The sequence below is a fragment of the Pseudoalteromonas sp. SG41-5 genome (assembly GCF_014164495.1).
GTDB classification, from domain to species: Bacteria; Pseudomonadota; Gammaproteobacteria; order Enterobacterales; family Alteromonadaceae; genus Pseudoalteromonas; species Pseudoalteromonas rhizosphaerae.
Genome location: NZ_JACJFH010000050.1, coordinates 1 through 19,951, shown reverse-complemented (window position 1 = coordinate 19,951; position 19,951 = coordinate 1). Strand labels below are relative to the sequence as shown.

Below are 19,951 nucleotides of genomic sequence, written 5' to 3'. Positions count from 1 at the left end.
ATCTAAACTTTTGTTTATCAATAATAAAGCACTAAGTTGAAAGTTTTTCAAGTTATTGAATATAAACATTGTTTGTTTTGTTATGATGAATACCACAACAAAGTCTTAGCAATTATGACGTTTGTAACAATACTGTCATCTTGGTGAAATATAATCTACCCAACGTTAAGATTTATAGGTGTTTTGATGACTTCCAATCCGAATAAACCGTCTTTTAATACGGATAGAAGCCGTCTATTTAAAGATCGGTTTGCCAAATTTAGCATTACCGCTGGCGGTATTATGGTATTGATAGCTTTGCTATTGATATTCTTCTATTTATTGTATGTTGTGCAACCTATTTTTGAATCAGCGAAAGTAGAAACGCGCGATAGCTTTGCGCTTAGTAATGCTGAACAAATTGTTGGCCTAGGTATTGAAGAGCAAACTGAAATTGCTTTTTTACTGAGCAAACAAGGTAAGGTTGATTATTACAGTGTTGAGAAAAAGGGCTTTGGTAAAAAGCTTGCTAGCTTAGTTGTGCCACTTGACAGCGAAGTGAGTAGTTTTGCATCCAGCGCGCCATTTCAAGGACATTACGCATACGGACTAGAAAATGGTTCGGTGATGATAGTGTCACCTAAATTCTTAGTTACCTTTCCTAATAACGAACGTAAATTAACCCCGCGTTTGGGTTATCCACTTGGTGAAAAAACATTGCTGGTTGACGACAATGGTGCTGCCATTAAACAATTTGCATTTAGCCATTATGAAGATAAAACCGCTGTTGTGGCACAAACGGCTGATAAGCGTGTAATTTTTAGCAGTTTTGTTGCTGAAGAAAACATGTTCAGCGGTGAAGTTGAATGGGTTGTTGAACGCACTGAACTTGATGTTGAAGGGCGCGTAGACCAACTACTAATGTCGCCAGATACCACCCGTACTTTTGTGCGCTCAGCAAATCAAATTTATGTTTACGATACTCGCAATCCAAGCGAGGTTGAGCTGATCCAAATGCTTGCGGCGAATGAAGAAAATGCCAACTTGGTTTCGGCGCAATTATTAGCCGGTGCTAACTCGCTGATGCTAGCGAATGACAATGGTGAAGTTTCGCAGTGGTTTGAAATTAATACTGACGATGGCCGTGAATATCAGAAAATACGTGCGTTTGAAACCTCAAAGCAGCCTAAGCTAGATATATTCACTGAGTTTTATCGCCGTACGTTCTTTACCACCAGTTCTAATGGTGAGTTAGGCGTGTATTACACCACCAGTGAAGCAAAACTATGGCAAGGTAAAATCAGTGAAGGTCCGATTGAAAACTTTGCTATTGCACCACGCTCAAATGCGGCACTTATTCTAGCTGATGACAAATTAACCGTGGTTGAAATTCACAATGAACACCCTGAGGTGACTTGGTCAGCCTTGTGGCAAGAAGTGTGGTATGAGGGTTATCCAGAGCCGGGTTATATTTGGCAATCAACGTCTGCCGGTGATGACTTTGAAGCTAAGTTTTCTTTAGTGCCAATTTCATTTGGTACTATAAAAGCTGCTTTATATGCGATGCTATTTGCAGTGCCGATTGCGCTCTCTGCAGCAATTTACACCGCTTATTTTATGTCAGGTCCATTACGTAAAGTAGTCAAACCAACAGTTGAAATTATGGAAGCATTACCAACCGTAATTTTAGGATTTTTAGCGGGCTTATGGCTTGCGCCGTTGATAGAAGAGCATTTACCTGCGATTGTTGGCTTGCTGTTTATGCTGCCGCTGGGGATTTTAGCGACCGCATTTGCGTGGACTAAATTACCAGAAAGCTTTCGTCACCGAGTTCCTGAAGGGGCCCACTCAATCTTACTAATACCAGTATTGTTACTGATTGGTTGGTTAGCCTTTGCGATGAGCGGGGTGGTTGAGTTGTGGATGTTTGACGGTAATGTTCGCCAGTATTTGACTAACGAATTGGGTCTGACTTTCGATCAACGTAATTCACTGGTAGTCGGTATTGCGATGGGTTTTGCGGTTATTCCGACTATTTTCTCTATCGCAGAAGATGCTGTATTTAGTGTGCCTAAGCATTTATCAAACGGTTCATTGGCGCTAGGCGCAACACAATGGCAAACCTTGGTTAGTGTGGTGTTATTAACCGCCAGCCCTGGTATTTTCTCTGCTGTGATGATGGGCTTAGGCCGCGCCGTAGGTGAAACGATGATTGTACTAATGGCAACGGGTAATACGCCAATAATGGATTGGAGTATTTTCCAAGGTATGCGTACCTTAGCCGCTAATATCGCAGTAGAAATGCCAGAATCGGAAGTGGGTAGTTCACACTATCGGATCTTATTCTTAGCCGCTTTTGTATTGTTCATATTCACCTTTATTTTCAACACAATTGCTGAGTTTGTGCGTCAGCAGTTGCGTGATAAATACAGCTCGATGTAAGTGGGAGACACGACATGTTAAAGCAGTGGTTTAAGTCAGGTTCTCCTTGGATATGGATGACAGGTGGTGCAGTAAGTATCAGTTTGATTTCTGTCTTAGGTTTATTAGCAATGATTGCTTGGAAAGGGTTAAGCTTTTTCTGGCCATCACAAGTCGTGCAATTAGAGCTACAGGGCTCGGTTGCGCAGCAAACTGTAATTGGTGAAATATACGACCGTGAAATGGTGCCTAAATCGCGCCTTGAGGCAACCGGTGTTGATTTATCTGGTTATGATAAAGAGCAACTAGAGCGTTATTTAATTAAAACCGGTAACCGTGAATACGTTGATTTAGATTTTCGTTGGGTAATAGAAACTGACATAAAATCAAATACCATGCCTGCGACCCTAGCTGTATTTGAGCGCAGTAAAAACGGTAACTTTTATGGCTACGTTGAACAGGTAATAAAAGACGGCCAAGTGATTACCGATAATAAAACTGAAGTATTAGAAGAATTAGTTGAACGTGCCGTTGAGCTTAATGAGCAAGCTCTTGATTTGCAAAACGGTGACATTGGTCATATTAACTATCAATTAGAGCGTTTACGTTTACAAGAGAAGTCGTATTTACTTGATGATGCATTGACCGATGAACGAGTGGCTGAGCTTGCGCAACAGCGTGCTGATCTAAGAGCCGAGTATGGCGTACTTGAAAAGCAATTATTTGCACTGCGCAAACAAGCTAAGCGTGATCAGGTAACCGTAAAAGATATGCGCGGTGAAATTGTTACTTTGCCTTTATATCAGGTTTTGGATTTTTGGTTTCCTAATGACATGAGCTTTGTTGCAAAGCTAGGTCACTATTTTGTTCAACTAGGTAAATTTGTTTCAGATGATCCGCGTGAAGCTAATACCGAAGGTGGTGTATTCCCGGCAATCTTTGGTACTGTTTTTATGGTAATGTTGATGGCTGTAATCGTAACGCCGTTTGGGGTTGTAGCAGCTATATACTTACATGAATATGCGGCTAAAAATGCGGTTACCAAGATGATCCGTATCGCGGTCATTAACTTGGCTGGTGTTCCTTCAATTGTTTACGGTGTATTCGGCTTAGGATTCTTTGTTTATGTATTAGGTGGCAGTTTGGATCAATTGTTTTATCCAGAAGCCGCACCTAGTCCAGTATTTGGTACTCCAGGGGTACTTTGGTCTGCTTTAACGCTTGCTATTTTAACGCTGCCTGTGGTGATTGTATCAACCGAAGAAGGCTTATCACGTATCCCAAGTACGGTTCGTCATGGCTCTTTAGCACTGGGCGCAACGCAAGCTGAAACGTTATGGCGTATTATCGTGCCAATGGCCAGTCCTGCGATTATGACCGGTTTAATATTAGCGGTAGCGCGTGCTGCCGGCGAAGTTGCACCATTGATGCTAGTGGGTGTGGTGAAAATGGCACCGACATTACCGCTCGATGGTAACTTCCCGTATTTTCATCTAGATCGAAAGTTCATGCATTTAGGTTTTCATATATACGATGTTGGCTTCCAAAGCCCAAATGTTGAAGCGGCGCGTCCGCTAGTGTATGCCACCGCATTCTTATTGGTATCAGTAATTATTACACTGAATATCACCGCGATAGGCATACGTAACCATTTACGTGAAAAATTTAGATCGCTTGATCAATAATTAGTAAAGATTCTATAGGTAACAAACATGATTACAGTCGCTCCACAAGTAAACCAATCAAGCACGAGTTTGAAATTGGACTTAGACAATTTAAGCACCGAGCAAACGGCACTCGAGATCAAAAACTTAGATCTTTACTATGGTGAAAAACAAGCGCTTAGCTCAGTGAATATGAATATTCCAAAAGGCCAAGTAACCGCATTTATCGGACCATCAGGGTGTGGTAAATCTACGTTATTGCGCTGTATTAACCGTATGAATGATCTGGTTGATATTTGCCGTATTGAAGGTGAAATTTTACTACACGGACAAAACATCTATGACAAAAAGGTAGATGTTGCAGCGCTGCGTCGTAATGTTGGTATGGTATTCCAGCGTCCGAACCCGTTTCCTAAATCAATCTACGAAAATGTGGTTTATGGCCTACGCTTACAAGGTATCAAAGAAAAACGTAAATTAGACGAGGTGGTTGAACAGTCACTGCGAGGCGCGGCACTGTGGGATGAAGTAAAAGATCGGCTTCACGATAGCGCATTTGGTTTGTCAGGTGGTCAGCAGCAACGTTTAGTGATTGCACGCTCTATCGCCATTGAGCCTGAAGTATTATTACTCGATGAGCCAACATCAGCATTGGATCCTATTTCAACACTGGTAATTGAAGAGCTTATCAACGATTTAAAAAATAAGTTTACCGTTGTTATCGTAACCCACAACATGCAACAAGCAGCGCGGGTTTCTGATCAAACGGCCTTTATGTACATGGGTGAATTAATAGAGTACTCAGATACCAATACGTTATTTACTACCCCAACGAAAAAGAAAACGGAAGATTATATCACCGGTCGTTACGGCTAGGCTGAGTCAAACTGTTTTTGGGTGACGTTAGCGATTTTGATAAGAAGGTAAACAATGGAACACAATATTAATAAGCATATTTCTGGCCGCTTTAACCAAGAGCTAGAAAACGTTCGCAACCATGTATTAAGCATGGGTGGCTTAGTTGAGCAGCAACTTAATAGCGCGCTTGATGCGGTAAGTAATGGCGATGCTGAGTTAGCGCGTAAAGTGCGTGAAAACGACTATAAAGTAAACGCCATGGAAGTAAATATTGATGAGGAATGTACCCGTATCATTGCTCGTCGTCAGCCAGCTGCAAGTGATTTACGCTTAGTAGTCGCGATTGCTAAAACCATTGCCGATTTAGAGCGTATTGGCGATGAGGCTGAGCGTATTGCTAAAGTTGCGCTAGATTCATTTACTAAAGATCAGCAAGATTTATTAGTTAACATCGAAAATATGGGTCGCCAAGTTTCAAAAATGCTGCATGATGTACTCGATGCTTTTGCACGTATGGATGTACAAAAAGCATTTGAAGTACACAAAGAAGATGCCAAGGTTGACCGTGAGTATGAAGCAATTACTCGTCAAATTATGACCTATATGATGGAAGATCCACGTTCAATTCCAAAAATTATGGATTTAGTTTGGTCGGTACGTTCATTGGAACGTATTGGCGACCGTTGTCAAAATATCTCTGAATACATTATTTACTTTGTTAATGGCAAAGATATTCGTCATACATCTCAAGAGGATATAGAAAAATCGTTATAGATTTTTTGATACCGTCTTGTTTTATTAAAGCGGCCAATGGTCGCTTTTCATGTTTTCGTTATAATTATAATGCTGTAGCGGCAGCTGTGATGTAATAAAAGCATTCACAATCGCGGTGAATGCTGTAAAATTCACGCCGCAAAGCATACTAATTTGATTTAAGGGTCAGTTATGCCTACAAACGCATTTTTAGGGGTATTCGCAAAATCTCCTATAAAGCCAATGGAAGATCACATCAAGAAGGTACATCAAGCAAGTAAAGCTTTGATCCCTTTTTTCAATCATGTATTTAAAGAAGAGTGGCAACAAGCAGAAGAGATTCGCTTGAACATTCGTACTTTAGAACGTGAAGCCGACGACATGAAAAGAAATATACGTTTACAATTACCGCGCGGTTTATTTATGCCGGTAGAGCGTACAGATCTGCTCGAACTCGTCACCCAGCAAGATAAAATTGCTAATAAAGCAAAAGACATTGCTGGTCGTGTAATTGGTCGTGAGATGACCATTCCAAAAGAAATTCAAGTTAACTTTTTAGCCTATGTAACTCGCTGTGTTGATGCAACTAAACAAGCATCAAACGCAATCAATGAGTTGGATGAGTTACTAGAAACTGGTTTTAAAGGTCGTGAAGTGACCTTAGTAGAAAAAATGCTCGTTGAATTGGATGCAATTGAACAAGACACGGATGATATGCAAATCATAATACGTCGCCAATTACGTGACGTCGAAGATGAACTCAATCCTGTAGATGTAATGTTTTTATATAAAATCATCGAATGGGTCGGCGAGCTTGCGGATATCGCAGAACGCGTTGGTTCGCGTCTTGAGCTGATGTTAGCTCGGTAATTTACACTCAGTTCAATAACGAAAGATTAGGGTTACACAATGGATATCATTGCATCTTATGGCACGGTATTAATTTTAATTGCCGCAGCAGTCGGTTTTTTTATGGCTTATGGTATTGGCGCGAATGACGTTGCTAATGCGATGGGCACATCGGTAGGTTCAAAAGCATTAACTATTAAACAAGCTATTTTTATAGCGATGATTTTTGAATTTGCAGGCGCCTACTTAGCTGGCGGCGAAGTAACATCGACAATTCGTAAAGGCATTATCGATTCTACGCCGTTTTTAGACCTGCCAGAACTTATGGTATTAGGGATGATCTCGGCATTATTTGCAGCGGGTAGTTGGTTGCTAATAGCTTCATTCTTAGGTTGGCCGGTATCAACCACGCATTCAATTATTGGTGCTATCATCGGATTTGCTTTAGTTGCAGTTGGCAGCGAAGCGATTCAATGGGACAAAGTTGCAGGTATTGTGGGGAGTTGGATTGTTACCCCGGCGATTTCAGGGTTTATTGCCTACTTAATATTTATGAGTGCGCAAAAGTTAATTTTTGACACCGAGGCACCACTTAATAATGCCAAACGCTATGTGCCTATTTACATGGGTTTAGCCGGTTTTATCATGTCTTTAGTAACCATCAAGAAAGGTTTAAAGCACATTGGTATTAATTTAGGTGCTGTTGAAGGTTATGCATTAGCAATCGGTATTGCTGTTATTGTTGGTATTATTGGTAAAATCGTTATTTCTCGGTTAAAGATTGATCCAAAAGCCGATAAGAAAATGCAATTTAATAACGTTGAGAAAGTGTTTGCTATCTTAATGGTATTAACCGCATGTTGTATGGCATTTGCTCATGGTTCTAATGACGTGGCTAACGCTATTGGTCCGTTGGCTGCAGTTGTAAACATTGTTGAAAATAACGGTGAGATAGCTAAGCAAGCGACAATCGCATGGTGGATTTTACCACTGGGTGGTTTCGGTATTGTTGCAGGCCTTGCAATTTTAGGCAAAAAAGTAATTAAAACGATTGGTGAAGGCATTACGCATTTAACACCAAGTCGTGGTTTTGCTGCTGAATTAGCTGCTGCTTCTACAGTTGTAATTGCATCGGGAACAGGCTTACCAATTTCTACTACACAAACCTTAGTTGGCGCGGTATTAGGGGTAGGTATGGCACGTGGAATTGCTGCACTTAATATGGGTGTGATCAGAAACATTGTAGTTTCTTGGGTAATTACATTGCCAGTTGGCGCTGCCCTTGCTATTGTTATTTTCTACATACTGAGAACTGCCTTTGGAGTTTAAATCCAGCAGTCTTTAAGTATTACAGACTTTTAGCTTGAAAAGATCTCAACGCCCTTGGTGTTGGGGTCTTTTTATTTGTGGGTACAAAAAGTATGACGAACTTACCAAGTATTAAACAGCTGCAGTATTTATTGGCAGTTCATCAGCATCAACATTTTGGCCGCGCCGCAAGTGCGTGTTTTATTGGTCAATCAACACTCAGCAGTGCAATTCAAACCCTTGAAGAAACACTCGGTTGCCAACTCATAGAGCGTGAAAATCGTAGTTTGATGTTCACAGCTATCGGCGAAGAGGTAGTAGAGCGGGCACGCAAAATTATTGACGATACGCTAAGTGTTAGAGAGCTGACTAAAAGCCATTTAACACCGCTAAGCGGTACGCTCACACTTGGAGTTATTCCAACGATTGCTAGTTTTATTGCGGCACCTCTCTACCACCTTTGTCAGCAACAGTTTGCCGATTTAGAGTTGGTACTGGTTGAAGACACCAGTGATAGCTTGTTAGATAAACTCGAGCATGGCCATATCGATATGGCGCTGTTGGCACTACCTTACGATACTGATAAATTTCATACTCAAGTACTCGCGCAAGATCACTTTTGCTTAGTACATCATAAAGACTATTTACCTGCTAAGAATATAGAAGATTTTAACTTGTTACCGGAAGCCAGCGTGTTCTTATTAGAGCGAGAACATTGTATGACAGGGCACGCATTAAGTGCTTGTCATTTAAATCGTTCAAGCTGTATCAATCCGTTTGAAGCGGCGAGCTTACACACCTTACTTAGCATGGTTGAGCACCAGTTCGGTGTGACTTTCTTACCGCAAATGGCGATTAACGCGGGTATTTTAGCGAACAAAAACATGCTTGCCACTCCCTCACAAAGTGACGCATACCGCGATATTGGCATTCTGTGGCGCAAAACAACCGGTCGTATTCGAGATTTTCGTTTATTTAGCCAAATGCTAGAAAGCTTTTTAAAGCAACAATGCCGTTTAATGACGGATGAATAGCTCATTTAGGTGAGCTTTTTTATTTATTTTCATTTATTTTTATCTTTTCCAAACTATCTGCTTCACTCTATCGACTAACCTCATAAGTAAAATAACTAAGCATCGAGAATCGTGTTTTTTCAATCAATAGAAACATTAATCGCCAAAGCACAACAAGGAAATAAGCGCGCCTGGCTTAAGCTGGTTAAGCAGCATGAAAGCCAAGTTTATAACTATTGTTTGCGGATGCTAAGTAACCCAGATGATGCCATGGACTTAATGCAAGAGGTGTTTATTTCGGTGTATAAAAGTCTGCCGAACTTTCGTGGTGAGTCGAGTTTTAATACTTGGGTATTTCAAATTGTGCATCGGCGTAGCGTTGAATACTACCGCCGTCGCAAGCATTATCAGAGCTTAGATGATGTGCCAGAACAGGCCTGTGAACACAGTGAATTAGAAGGCAATAGTGTAGCTCAGGCCCAGCATCAGCAATTAAAAAGTATGTTGAATAAGTTACCGTGGGAGCAGCGTTTAGTGGTGGAGTTGAAATTTTTCCAGCATTGCACCTTTGAAGAGATTGCTGAGCAATTAGATATTTCAACTAATACTGCTAAGTCGCGGTTATACAGTGCATTAGGAAAATTAAAAGTTCATTTGGAGGCCGTAGATGGCTAGTTTAGAGTCGCTTTTTGAGCAATGGTTAGATGGTAAAGTTTTGAGCGATAAACAATTGCAGCAGCTCGAAAATGCTCCCGAGTATGCAGCGTTGATGAGCCAAGCGCAAGTATGGCAACAGCATAGCCGTGACTATAAGGCTGTACCTGTACCAATCTGGGATCGCCAATCAACAATATCGCAGTTCTCTGCTGTGCGTGTGTTTAGCGTCGCTGGAACGTGGGCTGTTGCAGCATCAGTATTGGTTTGTTCGTTAATCTTTTTAGTTTTACCGCAATCAGATGCGCAGGGGTTACTTGCACAAGTAACGAAACAAACACATTTATTGCAGTCTCAACAAAAGCAAATTGACCAAATGCAAAAAATTATTACTGCGCAAAATCAATTGCAGCAACAGCAGATGTATCAATTAGCAAAAGAGGCCATTGCAACAGGACGAGTTGAACGCCAAGAAGATATTGCCAGTTTAATTACTTACATCAAAACCCAGCGAGCTCAAGATCAAGCGTATCTACGGATGCAATTAAATGATTTAGCCGAACAAGTACAAGAGCAGCCTACAGCCGCGATTGCGAAAAATTAGGAGTATAGAGCATGAATAAAAAACTTATCAGCAGCGCCATAATGGCCATACTTGGGTGTTTAAGTGCTAATGTATCTGCGCAAGAACCAGCGGAGTTGGCATCAATACAGCGTGAAGTAGCAATAATGGAAAACATTTTAAGCAGCGCGTTAAAGCAAGATACCAATAAAAGGATCCGTGCGATTCAAGCCAACTATTTTGTTAAGCAGGGAGTGGTATTTGAGCTGGGCGTAAGAGGCTCTAGCCGCTGGCAGACTATTTTTAGTAACGCACCTAATGCGCCGTTACCACCACTGCCTGAAATTGATTTTGCTAATATGGATATTGAAATTATCAGTGATCAAGTAGAGTTTATTACCGAAGATGTTGTTGAATCATCACGAGAAGCTTATCAACAAGCGATGGAGCTAATGCGTGAAGGCGCAGAACAAGTGCGCGAAATTGCAGAGCAAGAGCGTGATGTGGGCCGAAAGTTGCGAGATTTAGAGCGTGAAAAGCGCGATTTAGAGTTTGCCAGCCGCCATGATAATAGCGCCGAAGAGAAACAGCTTGAACAACGCAAAAAAGCGTTAGAAAAAGATATCGCGAAGCTGGAAAAACAACAAACTAGACTCACTAAACAGCAGCAACAGCTACGGCAAAATATCAATGCAAAGCATGCAGAGCGTGAGCAACAACAAGCCGCAGAGCAACAACAGTTACTGGAGCAAGTAAGCACAAGTATCAGTCTTACGTTATGTGATTACGGTAGTGGTTTACGTAGTCTGCCAAACGACGAGCATGTGAGTTTTGTTCTTAAAGGGCTCGGCGATAAAAATACGAGTTTAATAAAAGTATTTAATAAATCAGATATTAAAAAGTGTGTCGCCGGCGATATCAAAGCCAGCGAACTGACTAAAAAAGCTATTAGCTACCAATTTTAATTAGCCGAGCTGATATTAACTGAGCTCAATTAATAACTTATCCCTGACCAACAAGCAGCCGTATTATAAAGGCTGCTTTTCGTTATGCCCTTCATATTCAAACTGTTTATTGAATGGCGTAATATCTGGTAAAAATAACAAATAAACCCACACCACTAAGTTAAAGTAGGGGATCAAACCTAAGCAGGTAAAAGTTACAACCGGGTAACCTTTGATACTGGCATATCGATAGCATTGGTAAGTTATCCCTAAGTTTACCGCTAATAGTAACACTATTAATTGCATCATAATTCACTCCATAAATTGACAATGATACTAATAACAACATGTTAGTTTGTGAGTGGCATGTTGCTATGATTTAACGATGTCATGTGAAATTTCGATTATCATCATAATCACAAGACATTTATCGCCCGATGAGCAAAGTATAGATGAGTTATCACAAGATGGAAGTAAAAAAATGCGTAGATTTGTATGAAAAGTTCGCTATTTTAGCTAGGTGGTTGTTCGTAAAAAGTTTTGTTTTGATAAATTTTTTGTAACTGATGTTTGATTTTTTCTACGGGCACCGGGCGTGAAATAAAGTAGCCTTGGCCATAATCAACACCTATTTCTTTTAGTGCTAAAAAGATCTCTTCATTTTCAACATATTCAGCAACTGAACGCTTATTGAGCGAGCGACTAATATCATTTATTGCTTTAACTAACGCCAAGTCGATTGGATCATTGAGCATATCGCGAACAAACGAACCGTCTATTTTTACATGTTGAGCTGGCAGCTGTTTAAGATAATTAAAGGTGCTAAAGCCAGTGCCAAAGTCATCAATTGAAAAATGACAGCCCAAGCGATTGAGCTTTTCGATCATCGCACGAGTGGCAGTTAAATTATTGATACTGGCGGACTCGGTGATCTCAAAAATAACCCGGGTAGGGCTGATATCGCACTTTTCAAGGGTCGATTCGATATGTGGCAATAGGCGTTCATCTAAAAACGATTGCGCAGATAGGTTTATCGCAACTTGATTTAGTTCAGGGTTAGCGGCAATGGCAGAAATTGCATTGCTGATCACACATTGATCCATTAAGTAAGTGTCGTTCAATAATTCAAGTGACGGAATAAATTGGTTTGGATAAACCAGTTCACCGTCGAGTTTTAAGCGTAACAGTGCTTCAAAATAAGCGACACCACCATGTTTAAAGTCCCAAATCGGCTGGTAATGCAATTCAATTTGGTTTTGTTGCAATGCTTGGCGAATACTGTGTCCCCACTCTAATCCAGCTTGCAAAGTGTTATGGCTGGCATCTTCTTTAGAGTAACAATGAACCAAATTACGGCCTAAGCTTTTAGCAACGTACAAGGCAATATCAGCTTGTTTTAAGCATTCACTCGGATCATGATTCGCTGCTGTTATTTGCGTTAAGCCAATTGAGCAGCTAATTGAATAAACTTGTTCTTCAGATTTAAACTGGTGACCTTCAATAGCCATACAAATACTTTCAGCTATCAAGTGTGCATCAAGCAGATTCATATTATTTAAGATCACCGCAAATTCATCACCACCAATGCGACACACTAAGTGTTCATCACTGATATTGGCGTTAAATAGTTGCGCAACTTCTTTAAGAACTATATCGCCTTGTTGATGACCTTTACTGTCATTAATTATTTTAAAATGATCGAGGTCAATATAAATTAAAGCGTGTTCTATGTCGCCATTAGTGCGTTGCGGCTGGCAAATTCGATTGAGTTGTTGATCAAAATAATAGCGGTTATGTAAGCCGGTTAAGGTGTCATGAAGCGCTAAATGGCGCAGCTGTAATTCAGCTTGTTTGCGCTCATGAATATTATCTATTGTGGCGGTGATCGTGGCAGCATTACTGCTGTTTTTGATTAGTTGTAAGCGGCACTCAACCCAAATAGCTTGACCATCTTTATGAATAATTTGCACTTCAACCTGCTGTTGCAAGGCACCGCCATGCAAAATACTGCTAATTGTTTGCAGTAGTTTATCTTTGCAATCATTGATACAAAAGTCAGAGAGTGCTTTGCTCAAGGTTTGTTTTATGCCAAACCCACTGAGTGCTTCCCACGCAGGGTTGATAAAACGAATGCGGCCTTGTTGATCAAATTCAAGCACCACAGTATTAAGATGTAATAGTATCCGCTGATGGGCTGAAAATAGCTCCTTATAGCGGCTTTGACTTTGACTTAGCTGTTCTACTTTTTGTGCAAACTCTGCATAACTGACCATAAAATCTTCACGGCGCGCAGCATGGTCGCATACTTTACTTAACAAGGTTTGTTCATACGGTGCACGAATAAAATCAGTAACCCCTGAAAGCAATAGTTGTTCAGCATGATCGGCATCTTTTGTATCAATAATAGTTACAATGGCTTGTTTTGGGTTGTGTTGTAAAATCTCTTCAACTAATTGACTGGCAGCTCCTGCGTGTGCTGCGGTTGCATCAAGTAACACAATGGCAAACTTTTGCTGCAAATAGATTGATAATGCTTGTTTATTACTAGAAACATGGGTGCAGGCAAAGTTTAGCTGTAGTTGTTGCGTTATTTCGGCGGCTTTACTACTGTCGGTTTCGAGCAGCAACAAATCTAAGCGACTGCTTTTTTCTAAATGCGTTGATAATACATTTGCCAGTACCTGTGGCAGCATATCTTGGCGTTCAAATGGTAATACCGCATCTATGCCATAACTGCGTGCTGTCGTTTCGGCTATTCGCTCACAATAGATAGGCGGAGTAAGCACAATTGGTGTGTTTTTTGGGGTTTTTAATAACCCTGAACGGATCATCCGAGAAAATCGCCAGCCATCGATTTTACCAACATTTAGACCGGTAATAATGACATCGACCGCTTGAGATTTAAGAATTTCGAGGGCTTGTTGGCTATCGGCCACTTCAAGGAAAGTAAATACATTGAGCCGATTTAAGGTTGACTTAACAGCCTGACGCTCAGCGACACTGGCGTTTAAGATCAGCAAAGTTAGCTGCTTAGCCATTTATGTCACACCTCTTATCAACCTAGCTCTAATCAAGTTGAGTAGAATAATGCCATTTGTCTCGAACCACAAGAGAACATTCCATTGTATTTTAATTAAAGCCGTTGGTTGAGCTAATAGCACGATACAGTTAAACTTGGCGCGACTTTTTTGATCTGGATATATCCTATGCGCGTGGCTGATTTTAGCTTTGACTTACCTGATGAATTAATTGCTCGTTTTCCTAAACAGGATCGAACCAGCAGTCGCTTATTAACCTTAGATGGCCCAAGTGGCGCTGTAGAACATAAAATATTTAGCGATATTCTTGATTTAGTAAATGAAAATGACTTGTTGGTATTTAATAATACCAAAGTGATCCCTGCTCGTATGTATGGCCAAAAAGCATCTGGCGGTAAACTTGAAGTGCTGGTAGAGCGCGTGCTTGATGAGCATCGCGTGCTGGCTCATGTACGCGCCAGTAAATCACCAAAACCAGGTACAGAACTTATTCTCGAAGGTAAAGCGCAGGCGACTATGGTGGGTCGTCATGGCGAATTGTTTGAACTAGAGTTTACAGGTGAGCAAAACGTTCTGGAAATTTTAAACGATATTGGTCATATGCCACTGCCGCCTTATATTGACCGTCCAGATACTGACGAAGACCGCAAACGCTATCAAACAGTCTACGGTGAAAAACCTGGCGCGGTTGCAGCGCCAACTGCCGGTCTACATTTTGACGATACGCTCATGGCTGCATTAAAAGCCAAGGGTGTAAACATGGCATTTGTTACCTTGCATGTTGGCGCTGGCACATTCCAGCCGGTGCGCGTAGACTCGGTTAATGATCATATAATGCACTCCGAATACATTGAAGTGCCTGATGATGTTGTTGCAGCAGTCGCTGCAACCAAAGCTAACGGCGGCAGAGTGATTGCGGTAGGCACAACTTCGGTACGTTCATTGGAATCAGCAGCTAAGATACATGGCGGCCAATTAGCCAGTTACTTTGGTGACACCGATATTTTTATTTACCCAGGTTATCAATTTAACGTAGTTGATGCCATGGTCACTAATTTTCACTTGTCAGAATCGACATTGATCATGTTGGTTAGTGCATTTGCTGGGCAAGATAATATTATGAGTGCATACCAAACTGCAATTGCACAAAAATACCGCTTTTTTAGCTACGGCGATGCGATGTTTTTAACCCGTAAATAGTTTTTTCTATAAAAGCACTTAAAGCCCAGCATTGCGTTGGGCTTTTTAGTTTTGATTTTTGCACTTTTAATTTCAGCTTTGAGCCCAATTAATAGTAATGGTTTTACAAAAAGGGTAGAATCGAGCGGTTAAATTATAGCTTGTTGGACTGTTTTTCTGACATTTGAGGATGATATGAAGTTTGAATTAGACCGTACAGACGGTAAAGCCCGCCGCGGCCGCTTGATTTTTGATAGAGGCGTAGTCGAAACGCCAGCATTTATGCCAGTAGGTACTTACGGTACTGTCAAAGGTATGACCCCAGATGAAGTCAAAGACACTGGTGCGCATATTTGCCTAGGTAACACCTTCCATTTAATGCTTCGCCCTGGTACTGAAATCATCAAGCAGCATGGTGGATTACATGGTTTTATGAATTGGGATAAACCAATTTTAACCGACTCAGGCGGTTTTCAAGTGTTTAGCTTAGGCGCAATGCGTAAAATTACCGAAGAAGGTGTATTGTTTAGCTCGCCTGTTAACGGTGAAAAAATTATGCTTTCACCAGAAAAAGCCATGCAAGTGCAGCGTGATTTAGGTTCAGACATCGTAATGATTTTTGACGAATGTACGCCTTATCCTGCCACCGAAAAAGAAGCTAAAGATTCAATGGAGTTATCACTTCGTTGGGCTAAGCGTTCAAAAGAAGGTCACGGTGACAATCCATCAGCTTTATTTGGTATTATCCAAGGTGGTATGTATCCGGAGTTGCGTGCTCAGTCACAACAAGGTCTTGAAGAAATTGGTTTTGATGGCTACGCACTCGGTGGTTTATCGGTCGGTGAGCCAAAAAATGAGATGATTAACATTCTTGATCACTGTGCTTATAAAATGCCAGAGAACAAACCCCGTTACCTTATGGGTGTAGGTAAACCTGAAGACTTAGTTGAAGCCGTTCGTCGCGGTATCGATATGTTTGACTGTGTAATGCCAACTCGTAATGCGCGTAATGGACATTTATTTATAACTGGTGGCATTGTGAAAATTCGTAATGCTGTGCACAAAACAGATACCGGCCCACTTGATCCTGAGTGTGATTGCCATACTTGTAAGAACTATTCGCGCGCGTACCTACATCATCTTGATAAATGTAACGAAATTTTAGGTGCACGACTAAACACAATTCATAACTTACGTTACTATCAGCGCGTTATGGAAGGTTTACGTAATGCGATCGGTGACGGTAAGTTAGATGAATTCGTAAATGATTTTTATGCACGCCGCGGCCAAGAAGTGCCAGAGCTTGCAGATACCACAAATTAAATTTAAAAATTAAAGAGGAAGTGTTATGAGTTTATTTATTTCAAACGCCCACGCAAGTGCGGCAGGTGCAGCGCCAGCCGGTGGTGGTTATGAGATGTTGATCATGCTAGCTATCTTTGGCTTAGTATTTTACTTCTTGATTTACCGTCCACAAGCTAAGCGTGTAAAAGAGCATAAAGCGCTGATGAATGCGATGGCAAAAGGCGACGAAGTTCTTACTCAAGGTGGTTTAGTGGGTAAAATCGCTAAAATCTCTGACGATAAAGATTTCATCGTTATTTCACTTAACGATCAAGCTGAAGTAACTGTACAAAAATCAGCAGTGTCAGCAGTATTGCCTAAAGGCACAATGAAGTCGCTATAATAATAAGGACGCCCACGTGTTAAACAAGTTTCCATTATGGAAGTATTTACTTGTTCTAGCTGTGATTGCGGTAGGTCTTTTATATGCCTCTCCTAATTTGTATGGTCGTGATCCGGCCATACAAATTTCAGGTACTAAAGGAACTGATGCAGATCTAGCTGTAGTAGACAAAGTAAATGCGACCCTCAAAGAGCACAATGTTACCGTAAAATCAGTTAAGTTCGAAAACGGTCAAGTGTTGATCCGCTTTAAAAATGTTGAAGAGCAGCTTAAAGCGCAAGATTTATTGCGTGATTCATTGAGCGACGATTACATCTCAGCCATTAACATGGCCCCGGCGCAACCTCATTGGTTAAAAGCCCTTGGCGGCAATCCAATGAAATTGGGCTTGGATTTAAGTGGCGGTGTTCACTTTACGATGGAAATTGACATGGTGACAGCGGTTGATAACGCGCTGGAACAAATGGATCAAGACTATAAAAGTGATTTACGTGAAGAAAAACTACGCTATCGCACGGTACGTCGTGTAGCTGGTACTGAACGTATTCGTGTGGAGATGCGCAGCGCAGAAGATAAAGATGCGGCAGAGCGTTTTTTACAGTCACGCTACCCATTACACAACTACATTGATGATAGCTCTAACGATAACGCGTTTTATGCCACCATCAGCGAGCAAAAACTCAAAGAAATTCGTGACTATGCTATCAAGCAAAACGAAACCATTATCCGTAACCGTATTAACCAAATCGGTGTTGCTGAGCCTAACGTACAACGTCAAGGTGCAGAGCGCATTATTGTGCAGCTACCAGGTGTTCAAGATACTGCGCGTGCGAAAGAGATTTTGGGGGCTACAGCAACCCTTGAGTTTCGTGAAGTAGACGAAAATGCCGATCCAACGGCAGCAGCGCAAGGGCGTATTCCGCCTGGTACTGAAATGATCATGAGCCGTGATGGCTACCCAGTGGTACTTAAAAAACGCATTATTCTCGAAGGTAGTCACATTACTGGTGCGCAATCGGGTGCCGATGAATACCAACGTCCGCAAGTAAGTATTAGCCTTGATAGCAAAGGCGGCGCGAAAATGAATGCTTTCACTAAGCGTGCTATTGGCAAGCGTATGGCGACGGTATTTATAGAGTATAAGCCCTCTGGTAAAACAGACGAAAACGGTAAAGCGCTACCACCAATTAAGGTGGAAGAAGTGATCAACGTTGCAACTATACAAGCGCGTCTTGATCGTTCGTTCCGAATCACCGGCATTGATAACCCTGCAGAAGCACATAACTTAAGTTTATTACTACGTGCTGGAGCACTTGTTGCGCCAATTCAAATTGTTGAAGAGCGCACGGTAGGGCCAAGCTTAGGTCAAGAAAATATCGAAGCAGGTATGACGGCGGTTGCTTTAGGCTTCCTGTTTGTACTGATCTTTATGTTAGTTTATTACAAAGGTTTTGGCTTAGTCGCTAATATTGCCTTAGCAGCTAACTTAGTATTGATTGTGGGTGTTATGTCGTTGATCCCAGGCGCTGCACTAACACTGCCAGGTATTGCTGGTATCGTACTAACGGTAGGTATGGCAGTTGATGCCAACGTACTAATATTTGAGCGTATTCGCGAAGAGCTGGCCGATGGACGTAGTCCGCAACAGGCTGTTCATCATGGCTATGATAGTGCTTTTAGTACGATTTTTGATGCCAATATTACCACCTTAATTGCTGCGATTATCTTGTTCGCAGTGGGTACAGGCCCAATTGCTGGTTTCGCAGTGACACTTGCGATAGGTATTATCACCTCAATGTTTACAGCCATTGTTGGTACCCGTGCGGTAATCAACTTATGTATTGGTGGTAAGCGCATTGATAAGCTGTCAATTTAAGGAGCAGATATGCAAATTTTAAAATTAGGCGGCAGAACTTTAGGGTTTATGTCGCTGCGCAAAGTTGCTATGAGCATCTCAACGCTACTTATTTTGGCATCGTTCGCATCGTTCTTCGTTAAAGGTTTAAACTTTGGCTTAGATTTTACGGGCGGTACTGCTGTAGAAGTCGGTTTTGCACAACCAGCAGACTTAAAGAAAGTACGTTCAGTGTTAGCTGAAAATGGTTTTGCAGATGCATCAGTACAATTATTTGGTTCAAGCCAAGAGATTTTGGTTCGCTTAGCACCACGCGGTGATGATGTTAAAGCCGAAGTAATTGGTAACCAAGTAATTGATGCACTTAAAAAAGCCGATGATAGCGTAGTAATGCGTCGAATTGAGTTTGTTGGCCCAAGTGTAGGTGAAGACTTAAAAGAGCAGGGTGGCCTTGCCATGTTAACTGCGCTTATTTGTATCTTGATCTATGTGGCATTTCGCTTTGAGTGGCGTTTTGCGGTAGGCGCAGTGTCGGCACTTTTACACGATGTAATCATTACTTTAGGTTTGTTTTCAGTATTAGGGTTAGAGTTCGACTTAACCATATTGGCGGCAATACTGGCGGTAATAGGTTACTCTCTTAATGATACTATCGTTGTATCTGACCGTATTCGTGAGAACTTCCGCAAAGTGCGTATCGACGATACTGTTGAGATCATTGATATTTCATTAACGCAAACACTTAACCGTACTCTAGTAACTTCAATTACCACTATTTTAGTATTAATCGCCTTGTTTGCTTGGGGTGGTCAAACTATTCATGGTTTTGCTACAGCGCTGTTATTTGGTGTGTTTATTGGTACTTATTCTTCGATTTATGTTGCTAGTGCCGTTGCGATTGCGATGGGCGTAAGTAAAGAAGACTTAATACCAGAAGTTATCGAAAAAGAAGGCGCAGATTTAGACGCTATGCCATAGGTATAAATCTAAGTTTACGTTTAAAAAACCGCTCATTGAGCGGTTTTTTGCTTTTAAGTGTTTGTGTCGCCTACGAGAGTATAGAGTTACTTTGGTGCTTAATAACTTGTAGGCGAGTGGCTTGCCACCGCGCTGTTAAAAATATTCTAATGTCTTCTCTTTGTGCAAAATATTTTTAGTTATTCATTCGCAAAGAGGTTAAGAGACGC

Annotated in this window: 17 protein-coding genes; 15 read left to right on the top strand and 2 right to left on the bottom strand. The window is 41.3% G+C overall.

Annotated elements, in window-relative coordinates:
• The first annotated feature begins 186 nt into the window (after positions 1-186).
• The 10 genes from H5232_RS13815 to H5232_RS13770 all read left to right on the top strand — a co-directional run bounded on the left by H5232_RS13815 (position 187) and on the right by H5232_RS13770 (position 11,026).
• On the top strand, positions 187-2,421 hold the full coding sequence (locus H5232_RS13815; RefSeq protein ID WP_182719200.1) for an ABC transporter permease subunit: 2,235 nt from the start codon (positions 187-189) through the stop codon (positions 2,419-2,421).
• Positions 2,422-2,435: 14 nt separating this feature from the next.
• On the top strand, positions 2,436-4,085 hold the full coding sequence (gene pstA / locus H5232_RS13810; RefSeq protein ID WP_182831075.1) for a phosphate ABC transporter permease PstA: 1,650 nt from the start codon (positions 2,436-2,438) through the stop codon (positions 4,083-4,085).
• Positions 4,086-4,112: 27 nt separating this feature from the next.
• A complete protein-coding gene (gene pstB / locus H5232_RS13805; RefSeq protein ID WP_145238219.1) occupies positions 4,113-4,940 on the top strand; it encodes a phosphate ABC transporter ATP-binding protein PstB in 828 nt (275 codons plus the stop codon).
• Between the two features lie 54 nt (positions 4,941-4,994).
• The gene (phoU, locus tag H5232_RS13800) at positions 4,995-5,696 is read left to right on the top strand and encodes a phosphate signaling complex protein PhoU (protein ID WP_064668157.1); all 702 of its coding nucleotides are present in this window, start codon (positions 4,995-4,997) and stop codon (positions 5,694-5,696) included.
• A 171-nt stretch (positions 5,697-5,867) separates the two neighbouring features.
• Positions 5,868-6,545, top strand: a complete 678-nt coding sequence (locus H5232_RS13795) for a TIGR00153 family protein (RefSeq protein ID WP_145238222.1) — start codon at positions 5,868-5,870, stop codon at positions 6,543-6,545.
• Between the two features lie 39 nt (positions 6,546-6,584).
• Positions 6,585-7,853 (top strand): inorganic phosphate transporter, encoded by a 1,269-nt coding sequence (locus H5232_RS13790; protein WP_182719201.1) that lies wholly within the window; start codon positions 6,585-6,587, stop codon positions 7,851-7,853.
• Between the two features lie 92 nt (positions 7,854-7,945).
• A complete protein-coding gene (locus H5232_RS13785; protein WP_182719202.1) occupies positions 7,946-8,866 on the top strand; it encodes a hydrogen peroxide-inducible genes activator in 921 nt (306 codons plus the stop codon).
• Positions 8,867-8,977: 111 nt separating this feature from the next.
• On the top strand, positions 8,978-9,520 hold the full coding sequence (locus tag H5232_RS13780) for an RNA polymerase sigma factor (RefSeq protein ID WP_182719203.1): 543 nt from the start codon (positions 8,978-8,980) through the stop codon (positions 9,518-9,520).
• Positions 9,513-10,103, top strand: coding sequence for a hypothetical protein (locus tag H5232_RS13775; protein WP_182831074.1), 591 nt, complete (start codon positions 9,513-9,515; stop codon positions 10,101-10,103). The genes H5232_RS13780 and H5232_RS13775 overlap by 8 nt, the downstream gene beginning before the upstream one ends.
• Positions 10,104-10,114: 11 nt before the next feature.
• Positions 10,115-11,026 (top strand): hypothetical protein, encoded by a 912-nt coding sequence (locus H5232_RS13770; RefSeq protein ID WP_182831073.1) that lies wholly within the window; start codon positions 10,115-10,117, stop codon positions 11,024-11,026.
• Between the two features lie 63 nt (positions 11,027-11,089).
• Here H5232_RS13770 and H5232_RS13765 read toward each other — a convergent pair whose 3' ends face one another.
• Together H5232_RS13765 and H5232_RS13760 are read right to left on the bottom strand one after the other, a co-directional pair.
• Positions 11,090-11,314, bottom strand: coding sequence for a hypothetical protein (locus H5232_RS13765; protein ID WP_145238241.1), 225 nt, complete (start codon positions 11,312-11,314; stop codon positions 11,090-11,092).
• Between the two features lie 203 nt (positions 11,315-11,517).
• A complete protein-coding gene (locus H5232_RS13760; RefSeq protein WP_182719206.1) occupies positions 11,518-14,043 on the bottom strand; it encodes an EAL domain-containing protein in 2,526 nt (841 codons plus the stop codon).
• Positions 14,044-14,211: 168 nt separating this feature from the next.
• Here H5232_RS13760 and queA point away from each other — a divergent pair, with 168 nt between their 5' ends.
• The 5 genes from queA to secF all read left to right on the top strand — a co-directional run bounded on the left by queA (position 14,212) and on the right by secF (position 19,742).
• The gene (queA, locus tag H5232_RS13755; RefSeq protein WP_182719211.1) at positions 14,212-15,243 is read left to right on the top strand and encodes a tRNA preQ1(34) S-adenosylmethionine ribosyltransferase-isomerase QueA; all 1,032 of its coding nucleotides are present in this window, start codon (positions 14,212-14,214) and stop codon (positions 15,241-15,243) included.
• 174 nt (positions 15,244-15,417) lie between these two features.
• Complete coding sequence (gene tgt, locus H5232_RS13750) at positions 15,418-16,545, top strand: tRNA guanosine(34) transglycosylase Tgt (RefSeq protein ID WP_145238250.1); 1,128 nt, start codon at positions 15,418-15,420, stop codon at positions 16,543-16,545.
• A 25-nt stretch (positions 16,546-16,570) separates the two neighbouring features.
• Positions 16,571-16,909: a preprotein translocase subunit YajC gene (gene yajC, locus H5232_RS13745; RefSeq protein ID WP_182732013.1), complete on the top strand. Its 339-nt coding sequence runs from the start codon at positions 16,571-16,573 to the stop codon at positions 16,907-16,909.
• A gap of 16 nt (positions 16,910-16,925) precedes the next feature.
• Complete coding sequence (gene secD / locus H5232_RS13740) at positions 16,926-18,785, top strand: protein translocase subunit SecD (RefSeq protein WP_145238253.1); 1,860 nt, start codon at positions 16,926-16,928, stop codon at positions 18,783-18,785.
• Between the two features lie 9 nt (positions 18,786-18,794).
• Positions 18,795-19,742, top strand: coding sequence for a protein translocase subunit SecF (secF, locus tag H5232_RS13735; RefSeq protein ID WP_149980534.1), 948 nt, complete (start codon positions 18,795-18,797; stop codon positions 19,740-19,742).
• Positions 19,743-19,951: the final 209 nt, after the last annotated feature.

Excerpts from the sequence above, each read along its gene's own strand:
- H5232_RS13815 (WP_182719200.1), top strand. The coding sequence starts at position 187 with ATGACTTCCAATCCGAATAAACCGTCTTTTAATACGGATAGAAGCCGT.
- pstA (WP_182831075.1), top strand. The coding sequence starts at position 2,436 with ATGTTAAAGCAGTGGTTTAAGTCAGGTTCTCCTTGGATATGGATGACA.
- pstB (WP_145238219.1), top strand. The coding sequence starts at position 4,113 with ATGATTACAGTCGCTCCACAAGTAAACCAATCAAGCACGAGTTTGAAA.
- phoU (WP_064668157.1), top strand. The coding sequence starts at position 4,995 with ATGGAACACAATATTAATAAGCATATTTCTGGCCGCTTTAACCAAGAG.
- H5232_RS13795 (WP_145238222.1), top strand. The coding sequence starts at position 5,868 with ATGCCTACAAACGCATTTTTAGGGGTATTCGCAAAATCTCCTATAAAG.
- H5232_RS13790 (WP_182719201.1), top strand. The coding sequence starts at position 6,585 with ATGGATATCATTGCATCTTATGGCACGGTATTAATTTTAATTGCCGCA.
- H5232_RS13785 (WP_182719202.1), top strand. The coding sequence starts at position 7,946 with ATGACGAACTTACCAAGTATTAAACAGCTGCAGTATTTATTGGCAGTT.
- H5232_RS13775 (WP_182831074.1), top strand. The coding sequence starts at position 9,513 with ATGGCTAGTTTAGAGTCGCTTTTTGAGCAATGGTTAGATGGTAAAGTT.
- H5232_RS13770 (WP_182831073.1), top strand. The coding sequence starts at position 10,115 with ATGAATAAAAAACTTATCAGCAGCGCCATAATGGCCATACTTGGGTGT.
- H5232_RS13765 (WP_145238241.1), bottom strand. The coding sequence starts at position 11,314 with ATGATGCAATTAATAGTGTTACTATTAGCGGTAAACTTAGGGATAACT.
- H5232_RS13760 (WP_182719206.1), bottom strand. The coding sequence starts at position 14,043 with ATGGCTAAGCAGCTAACTTTGCTGATCTTAAACGCCAGTGTCGCTGAG.
- queA (WP_182719211.1), top strand. The coding sequence starts at position 14,212 with ATGCGCGTGGCTGATTTTAGCTTTGACTTACCTGATGAATTAATTGCT.
- tgt (WP_145238250.1), top strand. The coding sequence starts at position 15,418 with ATGAAGTTTGAATTAGACCGTACAGACGGTAAAGCCCGCCGCGGCCGC.
- yajC (WP_182732013.1), top strand. The coding sequence starts at position 16,571 with ATGAGTTTATTTATTTCAAACGCCCACGCAAGTGCGGCAGGTGCAGCG.
- secF (WP_149980534.1), top strand. The coding sequence starts at position 18,795 with ATGCAAATTTTAAAATTAGGCGGCAGAACTTTAGGGTTTATGTCGCTG.